Source organism: Marivita sp. S6314, from assembly GCF_023015985.1.
Taxonomy (GTDB): Bacteria; Pseudomonadota; Alphaproteobacteria; order Rhodobacterales; family Rhodobacteraceae; genus Marivita.
Genome location: NZ_JALKAO010000002.1, coordinates 142,080 through 156,363, shown reverse-complemented (window position 1 = coordinate 156,363; position 14,284 = coordinate 142,080). Strand labels below are relative to the sequence as shown.

Sequence of the window (14,284 nt, the reverse complement as noted above, 5' to 3'; positions counted from 1 at the left end):
TATGAAGGAGTGTTTCAAATGTCAACGATGGTTGTGGATGTTACAAACTGAATGCAAACAGCTTGGGGCAGGGCGGGCGATCATCCCGGTAAGCGTCGAACGCTTGGGCCGCGCTGGGCGACTGCGTGTTGCCGGGTGTCGGATGCCTTCGATCATTGTCATGCTTTAGATTTCGGACGTTTAGTCGGAAGTCTGTTCAACAACATTCCGCCCCCCCCACCGGGGGAATGCGCGCACAGCACTATCTATCTTTGGCAGACAGAAATTTGTGGTGAAATTTTATGGCCCGCTCTTGGTGCGGTAACGGTTTCCCGCTGGGTGGCACTTGAACAGTCCTTTGCGGGAAGCCGATTGGATGGCTACGCCTTTGCCGTGCTGGCGGGCTTCTTTCGGGCTGGCTTTGCTTTGGGTTTGGCGGCCTTCGCCTCGGCCTTGGCGCGCTTTTGGTTCAGCTTGAACAGGCGGGCCAGGATTTCGTCTTCGGTCAGCACGCCCGCACGCCAGAGTTCGCCCCAGCCGTAAGCCTCGGCCACCGCTTCGTCTAACGCCTTGTGGGCGTGGTCGAGCCATGCGGGGCGGGCGTTGTAGAGGTTCGTCAGGGTGCGTTTCTTGAGTTCCTTGGCGGCGGCGTCGTTCTTGGGAAGGATGCGGTCGGGGTAGCCGGGAACGACCTCTGGCACGCGGTCCACCAGATCGGCGGGGTTGAGCCAGTTTTCCCGCAACTCGTTCAGGCGCTGGGCGGCGGCGGCGATTTTGATAGCGCGGGGGTCATCGGCGTAATCGGCGGCAGGGATGTTGGGGGTGAGACCTTCGGGGAAGGGGAAGGTTTCGAAAGTGGTGGAGGGGGTGTAGCGGGGGTCGTTTCCTACTCCGAGAAATGTTCCCATCCTTAGAGACCAAATTTCGTGCATGAGCGAATGAACAATGCCAAAAGAGGTATCGTCATCACGGGTAATCGCCGCAACTGCGGAATCTGCCACAACTTTCGAATGCCGCCACACAAATAGTCTATATTTTGAAACACGTGGCGTGATGATGTATCGGTCCCCTCGCGATGCCAGTCTTCTCATTTTCCACTGTGGCTCTTGGAACTCCCACCATATTTCCCGATACTTCTTGCGGCGAAGCACATCTCTTTTGGGCTTAACTTCCCGCAGAACGTGCTCGAAAGGCACTTCGTAAAGCGCGGCGTCCTCAACGGAAGAACCTTCCTTGAATGCGATAATCCATTGATTTGATGAGCGCCGCGTGATGTCCATTCCGTTTGTCCATGGGAACAAAACATCAGAATTTGGGCGTCCATTTGGATTGATTGCGCAGTTCAGCCAGTCCTGTGCCGTTTCGTAAGCAATGTTGAATGCCCCATTCTTCATTGTGCCTATGAAGCAGGTTTCCGCATTTTCTTTTATTCTCTTGCAGTCAGTCAGATCGAAATCCAACAGGTTCGAAGTCAAATCGGAGTGTATGACATCGACTGGCTTTCCGTTTAGTTCGACTTTCTCGAAACGCCCTCCTCCAAAGCATAGAAGCGAGACCCTGACTGATGCGCCATCGACAGTCCAAGCTTCGTCCGAGTAGGCAGAAAAAATACATCCTTCTTTCACGATTTCCTTGACGACTTTTCGATTTGCACCGCCCCGAATGGAATTAGTCGCGACGAGACCCGCCAACTTGGCATTACCACATTTGATTTGCTCCCAAGCCTTCGAAAACCAATAACAAACTAGGTCTGCGCCTCCGGGGACCAGTTTCGCATACGCGTCTCGCAGGGCAAAAGTATAGTCTTCACCCAACTCAGCTATCATTTTGCGGTCACCTAAAAACGGCGGGTTGCCCACAATCACATCCGTTTTCGGCCAGTCCGCCCGCGTCCCGTCCGGGTTCAACACCGCGTCCCGGTTTTCAATCGTCTTGAGGGACCGCAAGATTGGGTTCTTTGCCGCTTCGAACCCGTTGCGGCGCATCCACTGGATTTCGCCAATCCAGACCGACACGCGGGCGAGTTCTGCCGCATAAGCGCTGAGTTCGATGCCCAGCACCACCTCCGGGCCAATCTGCGGAAACCCTCGGGGCAGGCCCAGCGCTTCGGCCTCAAGGTTCACCCGGTGTTCGATGTTCTTGAGTTCCAGAAGCGCGATGTAGAGGAAGTTGCCAGAACCGCACGCCGGGTCCAGCACGCGGAACGCCTTGAGCCGTTCGATAAATCCAAGGTGCAACGCCTCGGCCTTGTCCAGCGCACGGGTCGCGGTCGCCTTTTGGCGGGACGTGAGCAGCTTGTCCTTTGTGGCTTTGGGGGCTTTGTCCAGTTGCGCTTCGATCTGGGCTTTCACCTCGGCCCACTCGGCCAAGAGCGGTTCCACAATCACCGGGTTCACGATCTGCATGATCTTGTCACGGTCGGTATAATGCGCGCCCAACTGGCTACGCTTGGCCGGGTCCAGACCACGTTCGAACAGGGTGCCAAGGATGGACGGGTCAATGTCGGACCAATCCAGATGTGCGGCGCGAATGAGGTCGTCGAGGTCTTCCCATTCCAGCGGCAACACATCGTCGTTGTCGAACAGCCCGCCGTTGAACCAATCAACCGACTCAAAGCCCACCATGCCGCCGTCTTTCATCGCCCCAAAGAGCGCCTTGGCGTGCATCGCAAAGGTGTCCGGTTTGGGCCGCGCGGCCTTGATCATTCGCTCGAACATCTTGTTCGGTAGCAATTCCACATCCTCGGCAAACATGCAGAAGACCAGACGGTTTACGAAATGCGCAACCTGTTGGGGTTCGTGACCGCGTTCCCGAAGGCGCTGGGCGAGATTGGCAAAGTTCTGTGCGGCCTGTTCGGTGACCAGTTGCCGGGTTTTGGTGGGTTTGAACGTCTCTGGGTTGAGGAAGGCGTTGCGCAGCTTGTCGCGGTTGGCAGCGTCCTTGAGGTCGTCCAGATGCAGCGTGTGGACCTGTTGAACGGTGTTGGTCCAGTTGGTGTGAATGCGTATCACGTCCATGTCGGACACGATCAACAGGGGCGGGTTTTCCAGCGCGATGGCGTATTGCAGTAGCTGGTCAAACGCCTTGTCCAGATTGGCGCGCTTGCCCTTGTATTCCCACGCAAAGCAATCCTTGCGCCACACATCCGCCCAGCCTTCGCCGCCACTGGTCTTGGACGCGCCTTTCTCGAACGTGAACCATTCGCCTTTACCGTCTGCGGTCGTCGGGTCGTCCAGTTCCAGCAAGCGGCACAGGTCGTTGAAGTGCGACTGGGATGCGGACCGTTCCTTGAGTTCGGTGTTACGCCATTTGGTGATGAAATCTTGAGGCGTCATGGATGGTCCTAGCTGTTGCACGCCCACCCAATAGACGTCTGGCGCGCCCCAAGGTCAACCTTAAGGCTTGCTCCTTTTGGCGTGAGCGTGAATTGTCATTGGACTTCGATACGGGGCAATTTGCAGACTTCGCGGTATAGAGTCTCAGCCGTGTATTCACCGTAGCTTTCTGCTGCTGTGCCTCCTGCGTGTCCTTGGATGGCTCGAATGTATTCCGGCGCAATACTTGCGTTGAGAGCCAAGGTTCTGAACCTATGCCGCCATGCGTGGTTTGGCTGTAAGCGTTCATCAGTGATACCGGCGCTTTCCCTGACCCAGACTGCAATCTTGTCTCTGGCGTTGCCTGAGCGTTTCAAGGCTTCCGCCGGTGTGGAACTGCCTGTGTGGAAAAGATACCCGCTTTTTGCGCTTCTGATGAAGTCGAGAAGACCAATCTCTTGCAGATGAGGGTGCACGGGGACATCCCGATATATACCGGCTTTGACGCTCCCGGCCTCTGGCGTGATGGTGATTTGCGGAATGCCGTTCAAGACAGTCAAGTCTTCCTTGCGAAGTTGGGTAATCTCGCCAGCCCGCGCTCCCGTGTAGGCACAAATCCAAGGCACCGAGCGGCAAGCCAGTTTGTTGTGGTGTGCCATGTTGGAGTGCTGGTCGAAGACTTTGTTCGACGCAGACAAGACAAGCTTGGCCTCCGTTTCGGTGAAGCCGGAAGACCGTGACTTCACCTTTGCGGGAATCTTCACGCTGACGCTTTTCGTAGGGTCACTTTCGATCAAGAACTTGGAGCGGGCCAGTCGGAAGACAGTCTTGACCGCAGCTAGATATTTTCCACTGACAGTCTTAGGTGTCAGGCCTAGTTCATGCCGAAGGTGGTCGGTCCATTCGGAGATTTCACGCGGTGAAATGTGTTCAACATCTTCATGACCCAGATACTCTTTGAGCGCGTCGAACTTCTGCGCGAAATCCTTGACGGTGCGTTCTGATTTCCCGTTGGCGAGGTGATCTTTTTTCCAACGGTTGAACAGGTCTGAAAGTATCGGTCCAGCGGATGCCGACGGTTTCCCTTGCGGTGTCCATTCCGGGAACCGATTGGCATTCGGGTCAGGTGAAAAATCGCCCTGTGACCGCTTGTGCTGTTGTTCGGTCGCTTGCTCCCAAGCGCGCTTGGTTTCCGTGATCAACCGCTTTCGGGTCGCCTGATCAATGGCGATGCCCTCTTCGATTAGGATTTCGTCAACAGTTGGTCCATACCATTGTTCTAATGTGCTTTCGTCGCGCGTGGCCTCTTTGTTCAGTCGGGCAACGTGTTCCCAAATTAACGACTCGCCGGGTTCAACTTCGAGGGTTGCCATCAAGCGGTGATAGACACGTCCCGCCAAGCTGACGATCTGTTTGAGGGGCAGCGGTGCGGGGGTGGCCCGTAGCGCAGTCCAGCGACGTTGGATGGCCGCATACTCAACCGCAAAACGTTCCTTGGCTTCGGAAGGTTCGCGCGTCCGCAGCGATTTCGACACCTCGGTGCGCCCGAAGGAGGCCTTGAGGTCAGCCGGGACGCGGACGCGGATGTAGTAGATTCCGCTCTTTGGGTCTTTGACGGGGTGGGGCATATTTAGGGACACTGTGTAGGACTCCTGTGTAGGAGTCGGCAAGTGTAAGGCGCTGATTTAGCGCAACTATCTGTGTTTATTAGGGTTTTCATGGTGCTGCTGGAGAGAATTGAACTCTCGACCTCTCCCTTACCAAGGGAGTGCTCTACCTCTGAGCTACAGCAGCGCCGGACGCGGTGATTTGCGTGGCGGGTGAGTAGACGCAAAACTGAAACGGTGCAAGGGCAATCTGGACCCTTTTTCGCCTCTGCGATAGGAAGGCGGCATGACACAGAAATCTTCATCCGGAAAATCCAAAGCCGACGCGCGCGAAGACAGGCTGAAAGCAGCGCTTAAGGCGAATCTGGCGCGGCGCAAAGCGCAGGCGCGTGCGCGGTCGACGGATGGCACGACAAAGACCACAGGCACCAATAACAAAGCATCGAGCGAGGGCAGTTAACCAGTATGGACCAGATTATTGTGACAGGGAACGGGCCGCTGAACGGCCAGATTCCCATTGCGGGCGCCAAGAACGCCTGCCTGACGCTGATGCCGGCCACCTTGCTGAGCGAAGATCCCCTGACGCTGACCAACGCGCCGCGGTTGAGCGACATTCGCACGATGACCACGTTGCTCCAGTCCCTGGGGGCCGAGGTTCAGGCGCTTCAGGACGGTCAGGTGCTGGCGATGTCGAGCCATGATCTGACCTCGCAGCGGGCGGAATACGACATCGTGCGCAAGATGCGGGCGTCGATTCTGGTGCTGGGGCCGTTGCTTGCGCGGTTTGGACATGCCGAAGTGTCCTTGCCCGGCGGATGTGCCATCGGCGCGCGACCGGTGGATTTGCACCTCAAGGCGTTCGAGGCGATGGGGGCCGAGTTGGACCTGCGCGATGGTTATGTGCACGCCAAGGCGCCAAGCGGCGGATTGCGCGGCGGGATTGTGGAGTTCCCGTTCGTGTCGGTCGGTGCGACGGAAAACGCCTTGATGGCGGCGACCTTGGCGAAAGGAACAACCGTTCTGAAGAACGCCGCGCGAGAGCCGGAGATTGTTGATCTGGCGCGTTGTTTGCAAAAGATGGGGGCGCAGATTTCGGGCGAAGGCACGTCGGAAATCACCATTCAGGGTGTCGACCGTCTTGGCGGGGCCACGCACCGGGTTGTCACCGACCGGATTGAGCTGGGCACCTATATGTTGGCCCCGGCGATCTGCGGTGGCGAAGTGGAGTGTCTTGGCGGCACGATCAACCTGCTGGCCGCGTTCTGTGAGAAGCTGGATGCGGCCGGGATCAGTGTGGAAGAGACGCCGAACGGGCTGAAAGTGGCGCGCAGGAATGGGCGGGTGTCCGCAGTGGATGTGACAACCGAACCGTTCCCGGGCTTTCCGACCGATCTGCAGGCGCAGATGATGGCTTTGCTGTGTACGGCGGACGGGACCAGCGTGTTGGAAGAGAAGATTTTCGAAAACCGTTTCATGCACGCGCCAGAACTCATTCGCATGGGGGCGCAGATTGATGTGCATGGCGGACACGCGACGGTGACAGGTGTTGACCGACTGCGCGGCGCGCCGGTGATGGCGACGGATTTGCGGGCGTCTGTGTCATTGATCCTTGCAGGTCTGGCGGCGGAGGGTGAAACCATTGTCAGCCGGGTGTACCACCTTGACCGAGGGTATGAGCATGTGGTGCGCAAACTGTCGAGCGTGGGGGCCAAGATCGAACGGGTGAAAGAACAGTGAGTACGGACGCCACATTCGAGGACGGCGCGGAAAAACCGCTGCGGCTTGTCGCGATGGATGCGGAGGACGTGCAGGTGCTGTCTGCGCTGTGTCAGGACGCGGTGTTTCCCGCGACTGAAATGCAGTGGCAGCCCAAGCAGAAGCGGTTCGGGATGTTGCTCAACCGATTCCGCTGGGAGGATGTCCCCAAGGCGGATCGCGCCCATCGCAAGCCCGAACGGGTGCAGTGTGTGTTGTCGGTCGAGAACGTGTCGCGCGTGGCCAGCCAGGGTGTGGACCGGACTGATGGCGATACGATCCTGTCGCTGCTTTCGGTGACGGTTGAGGATGACGCGGTGTTGCTGACCCTTGCGGGCGACGGCGCGATCCGGTTGCAGGTTGACGATCTGGAGGTCGCGTTGCGCGATGTGACCCGCCCTTATACGGCGGTGTCGGGCAAGGTGCCGGGTCATCCCGAGTGACGCCGCGATGAGGATCGAACGGCTGACACCGAAAGAGCTGTCGGCCTTTCGGGCGCTTTGGGCGGAAGGCCTGATGCGGGTGCCGTCCGCGTTCCTGTTCGGGGCCGAAGAGGTGCGGGCGATGCCCAATGCGGATGTCTCGCGGATGCTTGAGACGACGCTGACGCTTGGAGCTTACAATGACAGCAACCGGCTGGTCGGGTTCATCTCGGCCCGGCGCGGTGGGCCAAAGCGCATGCGCCACATGGCGGATGTTGGCCCGCTTTATGTCAGGCCGGATGCCGAAGGGCAGGGCGTTGGCGGCGCGTTGATGCAGGCGGTTTTGGATGAATTGGTCAAAGTCGGGATCGCGCAGGCCGAGCTGTGTGTCGATGTGGAAAACACCCGTGCGCGCGATTTGTACGAAAGGCTGGGCTTCCATGTTTTCGGACGCCGCCCCCGGTCGGTGCTGATCGACAGCGTGCCGCGCGACGATTTCCTGATGATCAAGGCGCTGGATGGGGCTGATTTGACGCGCAATGCTTGAGGGTTGGCGCGCTGCGGTCTAAGTGTCGGGCCAGCCAGTATCGGAGCGGTCCATGCCTCAGTTTCTATCCACCACAGACGCGGATTTCGAAGCGTGCTTTCAGGCGGTGCTTGGGGCCAAGCGTGAGGACAGCCCGGATGTGGATGACGTGGTCGCAGGCATCATTGCCGATGTGCGCGCCCGTGGTGATGCGGCGGTGCTTGACCTGACGGCCAAGTTTGATCGGCTGGAATTGACAGCAGACCGGTTGCGCGTGTCCGAGGCCGAGATTGACGCCGAGATCGCCAAGGTGCCCGAAGCGGAGCGCATCGCACTGGAAACCGCGGCGGCGCGTATTCGGGCCTATCACGAACGGCAAATTCCGAGCGATGAGATGTGGACCGACGCGCAGGGGGCAACGCTGGGGTGGCGCTGGACGCCCGTGTCGGCGGCGGGGCTTTACGTGCCGGGGGGATTGGCAAGCTATCCGTCCTCGGTCCTGATGAACGCGGTGCCTGCCAAGGTGGCGGGTGTGGGCCGTCTGGCGATGGTTGTGCCGACGCCCGACGGCGTTGTGAACCCTTTGGTGATGATGGCTGCGCGCATTGCCGGGGTGGACGAGGTCTACCGCATCGGCGGCGCGCAGGCGGTGGCGGCATTGGCCTATGGCACGCAGACCATTGCGCCGGTGGACAAGATCACCGGGCCGGGCAACGCCTTTGTTGCTGCGGCGAAACGGCGAGTGTTCGGCAAGGTCGGCATCGACATGATCGCGGGTCCGTCCGAGATTTTGGTGATCGCGGACGCGGACAATGACCCAGACTGGATCGCGCTTGATCTGATGAGCCAGGCCGAACATGACGAAAGCGCGCAATCGCTGTTGATCAGCACCGATGCCGCGTTTGGGCGGGCGGTCGCGGAGGCGGTGGAAAAGCGGCTGGAAACGCTTGAGCGTCGCGCGATTGCAGGGGCAAGCTGGCGTGATTTCGGGGCGATTATCACTGTGCGTGATCTGGAGGAGGCGGCCCAATTGTGCGACCGCATTGCGCCGGAACACTTGGAGTTATGCGTTGCGGACCCCGATGCGTTGTCCGAGAGGATCACACATGCGGGCGCGATTTTCCTTGGGCAGTGGACGCCAGAGGCCATCGGAGACTACGTCGGTGGGCCGAACCACGTGCTGCCCACAGCGCGGTCTGCGCGGTTCTCATCCGGGCTGTCGGTGCTGGATTTCCTGAAGCGCACCACCTTGGCCAAGATGTCGCCCGATGCCTTGCGCGCGATTGGACCGGCGGCGGAAACGCTGGCGACCTCGGAATCGCTTGAGGCGCATGGGTTGTCGGTCACTGCACGTTTGAGAAAGTTGAACGCATGATTCCGGTTCAGGGGGTTGACGGGCAAGAGGTTGCTGTCCTTGGGTTGGGCCGCTCTGGTCTTTCGGCCGCGCGGGCTTTGCGCGAGGGCGGAGCGGTGCCGATCTGTTGGGACGACAATCCCAAGGCGCGGGAGGCGGCAGAGGCGGAAGGGTTCGAGACACGAGACCTGTCGCGGGATGGCGCGTTTGATCATCTTGCCAGCCTGATCGTCAGCCCCGGCATTCCGCATTTGTATCCCACTCCGAACCCGGTGATCGCCAAAGCGTGGGACGCTGGCGTGCCGGTGGACAACGACATTGGCCTGTTCTTCCGGTCGCTGGCGACCCGCGATTGGGACCAATTCGACACGTCGCCCCGTGTGATCACGGTGACCGGGTCGAACGGGAAATCAACGACCTCGGCCCTGATCCATCACATCCTTGAAGAAACGGGCTTCAACAGCCAGTTGGCGGGCAATATCGGGCGCGGCGTGCTGGACATTGATCCGCCGAACGATGGCGGTGTCGTGGTTTTGGAATTGTCCAGCTACCAGACCGATCTGGCCCGCGCGTTGACGCCCGATATTGCCGTGTTCACCAACCTGTCGCCGGATCATCTGGACCGACACGCGGGCTTTGGTGGCTATTTCGCGGCCAAGCGTCGGCTCTTTGCCGAAGGCGGGCCGGATCGTGCGGTGATTGGTGTGGACGAAAACGAAGGTCGGTACATCGCCAACCAATTGTCCGAAGGGGCCGGGGATGATCGGGTGATCCGGGTGTCGTCTGGCACCAAGCTGTCAGGTCCGGGCTGGTCGGTGTTTGCCAAGAAGGGCTTTCTGGCGGAATGGCGCAAGGGGCGGCAGGTGGCGTCGATTGACTTGCGGCCCATCAAAGGATTGCCGGGGGCGCACAACCACCAGAACGCTTGTGCCGCTTATGCCGCTGTGCGCGCGCTGGGTGTGGCACCGCGCCAGATCGAGGCCGCGCTGGGCACGTTCGGCGGATTGCCCCATCGCAGTCAGATCGTGGCCGAAGCGGGTGGCGTCACGTTTGTTAACGACAGCAAGGCGACGAATGTGGATTCGGCGTTGAAGGCATTGTTGGCTTTCAAGAATATCCGCTGGATTTGCGGCGGTTTGCAGAAAGAGGGTGGCCTTGACGGGCTTGCCACGGGCTTTGACCACGTGCGCAAGGCGTATGTCATCGGGCGCGAGGCGGACAGTTTCGCGGTGCAGTTGACAGGTCTTGAAACCGAAGCCTGTGGAACGATGGAGATCGCCGTGCAGCGCGCCTTGGCTGAGGCGGAAGCGGGCGATGTTGTGTTGCTTGCCCCTGCAGCGGCCAGTTTTGACCAGTATGACAGTTTCGAAAAGCGCGGTGACGATTTCGTGGCGCAGGTGCAAGCCACGCTTGAAAACGCTTAACCGGGCGGTTTGCGCAGTTCTTTCAGAACACCCGAGGCGACTGCGTCGGGATGGATCACGCCCAGTTGCGCCGGGACCTTTTCAAGGTCGAGGATATAGGCAATCGCAAAGCGGTGCATGCCGCCGCCATCCCGCAACGGTGTGCCGTCGCGCGCGATGTGCACCAGAATACCGCCATGTTCGCGCCGCGTGTCGTTGACTGACCCGTGCGGGCGCAGACGGCGGGTGCGCTTGGTTTCCTCGAAAATCCGGTCAAGCCGTTCGTAGCGCGCGATGAGATCCTCGCGGGTGTAGCAGCCATCGATCCGCCCGTGGGTGTCGATCTCTTTCAGCATCCAGGCAAAGAGGTTGGTGTCCTCCCACGGCACACCTTCTTCGAAATGCTGGCGAATGCTGTTGAGCTTCAGGTGGCTGCCGAACGGTTTGGTCGAGCGGTCCCAATCGCCGGGGGCCACCATGCCGGAATGCCGTCTGCGAAAGCGGGGTGCGCCGTTTTGAGGGTCGGGCTTGTACCAGTTGACCACATCGCGGGGATGGACCCAGATCAGTTCATCGCTTTGCGGGGCGTCGGGGCCATAACGCAGGCGGTTGGTGATGTCGCGCAGGATCTTGACATGCACGCCTGCGCGGATCGCGTTCTTGAGATGGGTCATGCGGCGTCCCTGTAGCGGGCAAGATGCGGCGCACCTTCGGGATGCACGACACCCAATTGCGCCGGGATGCGGGTCAGGCGCAGGGCGCGGGCGATGCCGATGCGGTGGTTGCCGATGGCACCGAAGATTGGATCGCCGGTGCGGTCGATATGAATGAACACCCCTTCGGGCAGGCGCGGTGTGCCGCGTTTGATGACGGTGTCGTCGCGGAAACCGTCAGTGCGGATCGCGTCGAACAGGAGGTCGATTTGCGCGTAGCGGGTGAGGATGTCTTCCATGGTTCGGCAGCTGTCGAACTGTCCCCGCTCTGCAATCATCGCTGTCATGTGGTCATAGACGCCGGTGTCGGACCAGGGCGCTTGGTCACGGAAATGGGCAAGGCAGGCGGCGATTTTCCATGACTGGTCAATCGGTTCAACCTTCAAATCCCAATCGCCGTCGATCACCATGCCCGAATGCCGCCGCTTGAAATCGGGGGTTTCTGCCGGATTGCGGGTATAGATGCGGGTCAGGCGCGACGGGTCGATCCAGATCCGTTCCTGTGACTTCGGCGCAGCGCTGCCTTGGCCCAACTGGTTCGCAAGGTCCCGCAACGCTCCGCGCAGGATCGGGGTCGGGGCTTTGGGTGCTGTCATAGACGCGCTCGGCATGGGAGGCAGATGTGAAACACATTGCGGGGGGATTCAAGATGACGCAACAATCGCCTGACCTGCTGCGACGCCGGAACTCCAGGCCCACTGAAAGTTGTACCCCCCCAGCCAGCCGGTGACGTCCACCGCTTCGCCGATCATGTAAAGCCCGGGGACATCGCGTGACATCATGGTTTTGCTGTCGATGCGGTCGGTTGCAATGCCGCCCAGCGTGACCTCGGCTGTCCGGTAGCCTTCGCTGCCCGAGGGGGTCAGGGACCAGTGTTTGAGGCGTGCGGCGATGTCTTCGATGCGCTTGTCGGACAGGTCGGCGACATTGCCGCCAAGTGGCAGGTCCTCGGCCAGAAAGCCAACAAGCCGTTCGGGAAGGATATCGCCAAGCGCGGTGGTCACGTTGCGTTTGCCGTGGGTTGTGCGTGCGGACTTCAACGCGCCGGGCAGGTCTGTGTGGGGCAGCAGGTCGATGGTGATCGGGTCGCCTTCGGTCCAATAACTTGAGATCTGCAGCACCGCCGGTCCGCTCAGGCCGCGATGGGTGAAGAGCATGGCCTCTTCAAACGCGGTGCCATTGGCCTGTGCGACCACGGGTGTGGCAACGCCGGACAAGGGTGCAAAGCGTTGGTCGGTGAAGGTGAGCGGGACAAGGGCAGGGCGCGTGTCCGTCAGCGCATGCCCAAAGCGTTTGGCGATGTCATAGGCAAGGCCCGTCGCGCCCATCTTGGGGATCGACTTACCGCCTGTCGCCAGCACCAGATTGCGCGCGGTGACGGTGTGGCGCGCGCCGTCACGGTCGAGAGTGGCTTTGTACTGCATGCCATCATGGTCGAGATCGACCAGCGATGTCTTGAGCCAAAGCTCTGCCCCGGCCTTGGTAAGTTCGGCGCGCAGCATGTCGATGATCTGGGTCGCCTTGTCGTCGCAGAACAACTGACCCAGCGTCTTTTCGTGCCAGGCAATTTTGTAACGGTCCACGAGATCCAGAAAATCCCATTGCGTGTAGCGTTTGAGGGCCGATTTTTGGAAATGCGGATTGGCCCCCAGGAAACGGGCGGGGTCGGTGTGCATGTTCGTAAAGTTGCACCGGCCACCGCCAGAGATCCGGATTTTTTCGCCCGGCGCCTTTGCGTGGTCGATCACCAATGTCGACGGACCGGCTTGTGCGGCGCACATCATGCCCGCGGCTCCGGCCCCAAGAATAAGCGTGTTTACCTGCATAACATGCTCCCATCACGGATCGGGGTGACGCGCAAGTGACAGGACGTCCGAATCATTCCACTGGATTGGGCGAATCATATGCGTTAGACTGGCCGGATAGACCCGGGACAACCTGGGCGATTGAGGCAGATGTAGCGGTGAACCCATGACAGAGATGGTCTATGGCGCAGTCCCCACGCGTGTGGGCGAACCTGTTTTGCCCAAGTGGTGGCGGACGGTCGACAAGTGGTCATTGTCCTGCATCCTGATCCTGTTTGGGATCGGGATATTGCTGGGGCTTGCGGCCTCTCCGCCGTTGGCGGAACGCAATGGATTCGCCGCGTTTCACTACGTCCAGCGGCAGGCGTTCTTTGGCGGTGCGGCTTTGGTCGTGTTGATCATCACTTCGATGCTCAGCCCGGTGGTTGTCCGCCGCTTTGCGGTGATCGGGTTTATCTTTGCCTTTATCGGATTGTGTTTGCTGCCTTTTTTCGGAACCGATTTCGGGAAAGGTGCGGTGCGGTGGTATTCGCTGGGGTTCGGATCCCTGCAGCCATCCGAATTCCTGAAGCCGACTTTCGTCATTATGGCCGCGTGGCTGTTGGCGGCGAGCCAGGAATTGGGGGGACCCCCTGGCAAAACCTTGTCCTTTGCGCTGACGATCAGCATCGTTCTGATGCTCGCGCTTCAACCGGACTTTGGGCAGGCGTGCCTTGTCCTGTTCGGGTGGGGGGTGATGTATTTCGTCGCCGGTGCACCGATGTTGCTGCTGATCGGAATGGCTGGTCTGGTGATCTTTGCCGGAACCGTGGCCTACCAGAACTCCGAACACTTTGCCCGCCGGATTGATGGCTTTCTGAGCCCCGAAGTCGATCCGACAACGCAGCTTGGCTATGCCACCAACGCGATCCGCGAAGGCGGGTTCTTTGGTGTGGGTGTCGGGGAAGGTCAGGTGAAATGGTCGTTGCCGGATGCACATACGGATTTCATCATTGCGGTGGCGGCCGAGGAATACGGGCTTGTTCTGGTCCTGATCATCATCGCGCTTTACGCGACGATCGTGGTCCGGTCGCTGTTGCGGCTGATGCGCGAACGCGATCCATTTATTCGCCTGGCGGGCACCGGGTTGGCCTGCATGTTTGGCGTTCAGGCCATGATCAACATGGGGGTTGCGGTGCGTCTTTTGCCCGCAAAAGGCATGACCTTGCCCTTTGTCAGCTACGGTGGGTCGTCCCTTATTGCGGGGGGCATCGCCGTTGGCATGCTCTTGGCCTTTACCCGCACGCGACCGCAGGGTGAAATCGGCGACATATTGCGAGGTCGGTTGCGCTAAGGACATCATCTGGGGTGTTTCGCGCGGCGCTTTGTTGACAAATCAGCGGTCAGAGGGTCTTGGTCAGCCCATC

At 59.8% G+C, this 14,284-nt stretch carries 12 protein-coding genes and 1 tRNA gene; 7 read left to right on the top strand and 6 right to left on the bottom strand.

What is annotated here, in order from left to right; genetic code table 11:
* Positions 1-359: 359 nt before the first annotated feature.
* The 3 genes from MWU54_RS05110 to MWU54_RS05100 all read right to left on the bottom strand — a co-directional run bounded on the left by MWU54_RS05110 (position 360) and on the right by MWU54_RS05100 (position 5,087).
* Complete coding sequence (locus MWU54_RS05110; protein ID WP_247081256.1) at positions 360-3,314, bottom strand: DNA methyltransferase; 2,955 nt, start codon at positions 3,312-3,314, stop codon at positions 360-362.
* Between the two features lie 95 nt (positions 3,315-3,409).
* The gene (locus MWU54_RS05105) at positions 3,410-4,921 is read right to left on the bottom strand and encodes a site-specific integrase (RefSeq protein WP_247081255.1); all 1,512 of its coding nucleotides are present in this window, start codon (positions 4,919-4,921) and stop codon (positions 3,410-3,412) included.
* 91 nt (positions 4,922-5,012) lie between these two features.
* Positions 5,013-5,087: transfer RNA gene (locus MWU54_RS05100), tRNA-Thr, on the bottom strand.
* A gap of 99 nt (positions 5,088-5,186) precedes the next feature.
* Between MWU54_RS05100 and MWU54_RS05095 the strand changes: the two genes are divergently transcribed.
* Genes MWU54_RS05095 through murD form a run of 6 tightly spaced genes read left to right on the top strand, consistent with a single transcriptional unit; the run spans position 5,187 to position 10,381 of the window.
* Positions 5,187-5,360 (top strand): hypothetical protein, encoded by a 174-nt coding sequence (locus MWU54_RS05095; protein ID WP_247081253.1) that lies wholly within the window; start codon positions 5,187-5,189, stop codon positions 5,358-5,360.
* A 5-nt stretch (positions 5,361-5,365) separates the two neighbouring features.
* Complete coding sequence (gene murA, locus MWU54_RS05090) at positions 5,366-6,637, top strand: UDP-N-acetylglucosamine 1-carboxyvinyltransferase (RefSeq protein WP_247081251.1); 1,272 nt, start codon at positions 5,366-5,368, stop codon at positions 6,635-6,637.
* Positions 6,634-7,098, top strand: coding sequence for a DUF2948 family protein (locus MWU54_RS05085; RefSeq protein ID WP_247081249.1), 465 nt, complete (start codon positions 6,634-6,636; stop codon positions 7,096-7,098). Before murA ends, MWU54_RS05085 begins: the two co-directional genes overlap by 4 nt.
* 7 nt (positions 7,099-7,105) lie before the next feature.
* The gene (locus MWU54_RS05080; protein WP_247081247.1) at positions 7,106-7,624 is read left to right on the top strand and encodes a GNAT family N-acetyltransferase; all 519 of its coding nucleotides are present in this window, start codon (positions 7,106-7,108) and stop codon (positions 7,622-7,624) included.
* 52 nt (positions 7,625-7,676) lie between these two features.
* Complete coding sequence (gene hisD, locus MWU54_RS05075) at positions 7,677-8,978, top strand: histidinol dehydrogenase (protein ID WP_247081245.1); 1,302 nt, start codon at positions 7,677-7,679, stop codon at positions 8,976-8,978.
* On the top strand, positions 8,975-10,381 hold the full coding sequence (murD, locus tag MWU54_RS05070) for a UDP-N-acetylmuramoyl-L-alanine--D-glutamate ligase (protein WP_247081243.1): 1,407 nt from the start codon (positions 8,975-8,977) through the stop codon (positions 10,379-10,381). The genes hisD and murD overlap by 4 nt, the downstream gene beginning before the upstream one ends.
* Here the strand turns inward: murD and MWU54_RS05065 are convergent.
* From MWU54_RS05065 to MWU54_RS05055, 3 genes are read right to left on the bottom strand one after another with little or no spacing between them, the layout of a single operon-like run.
* Positions 10,378-11,034: a hypothetical protein gene (locus MWU54_RS05065; protein WP_247081241.1), complete on the bottom strand. Its 657-nt coding sequence runs from the start codon at positions 11,032-11,034 to the stop codon at positions 10,378-10,380. The genes murD and MWU54_RS05065 overlap by 4 nt on opposite strands.
* A complete protein-coding gene (locus MWU54_RS05060; RefSeq protein WP_247081239.1) occupies positions 11,031-11,669 on the bottom strand; it encodes a hypothetical protein in 639 nt (212 codons plus the stop codon). Before MWU54_RS05060 ends, MWU54_RS05065 begins: the two co-directional genes overlap by 4 nt.
* A gap of 48 nt (positions 11,670-11,717) precedes the next feature.
* Positions 11,718-12,899, bottom strand: a complete 1,182-nt coding sequence (locus MWU54_RS05055; protein ID WP_247081237.1) for an NAD(P)/FAD-dependent oxidoreductase — start codon at positions 12,897-12,899, stop codon at positions 11,718-11,720.
* Positions 12,900-13,044: 145 nt separating this feature from the next.
* Between MWU54_RS05055 and ftsW the strand changes: the two genes are divergently transcribed.
* Positions 13,045-14,211 (top strand): putative lipid II flippase FtsW, encoded by a 1,167-nt coding sequence (gene ftsW / locus MWU54_RS05050; protein ID WP_247081236.1) that lies wholly within the window; start codon positions 13,045-13,047, stop codon positions 14,209-14,211.
* The last annotated feature ends 73 nt before the right edge of the window (positions 14,212-14,284 follow it).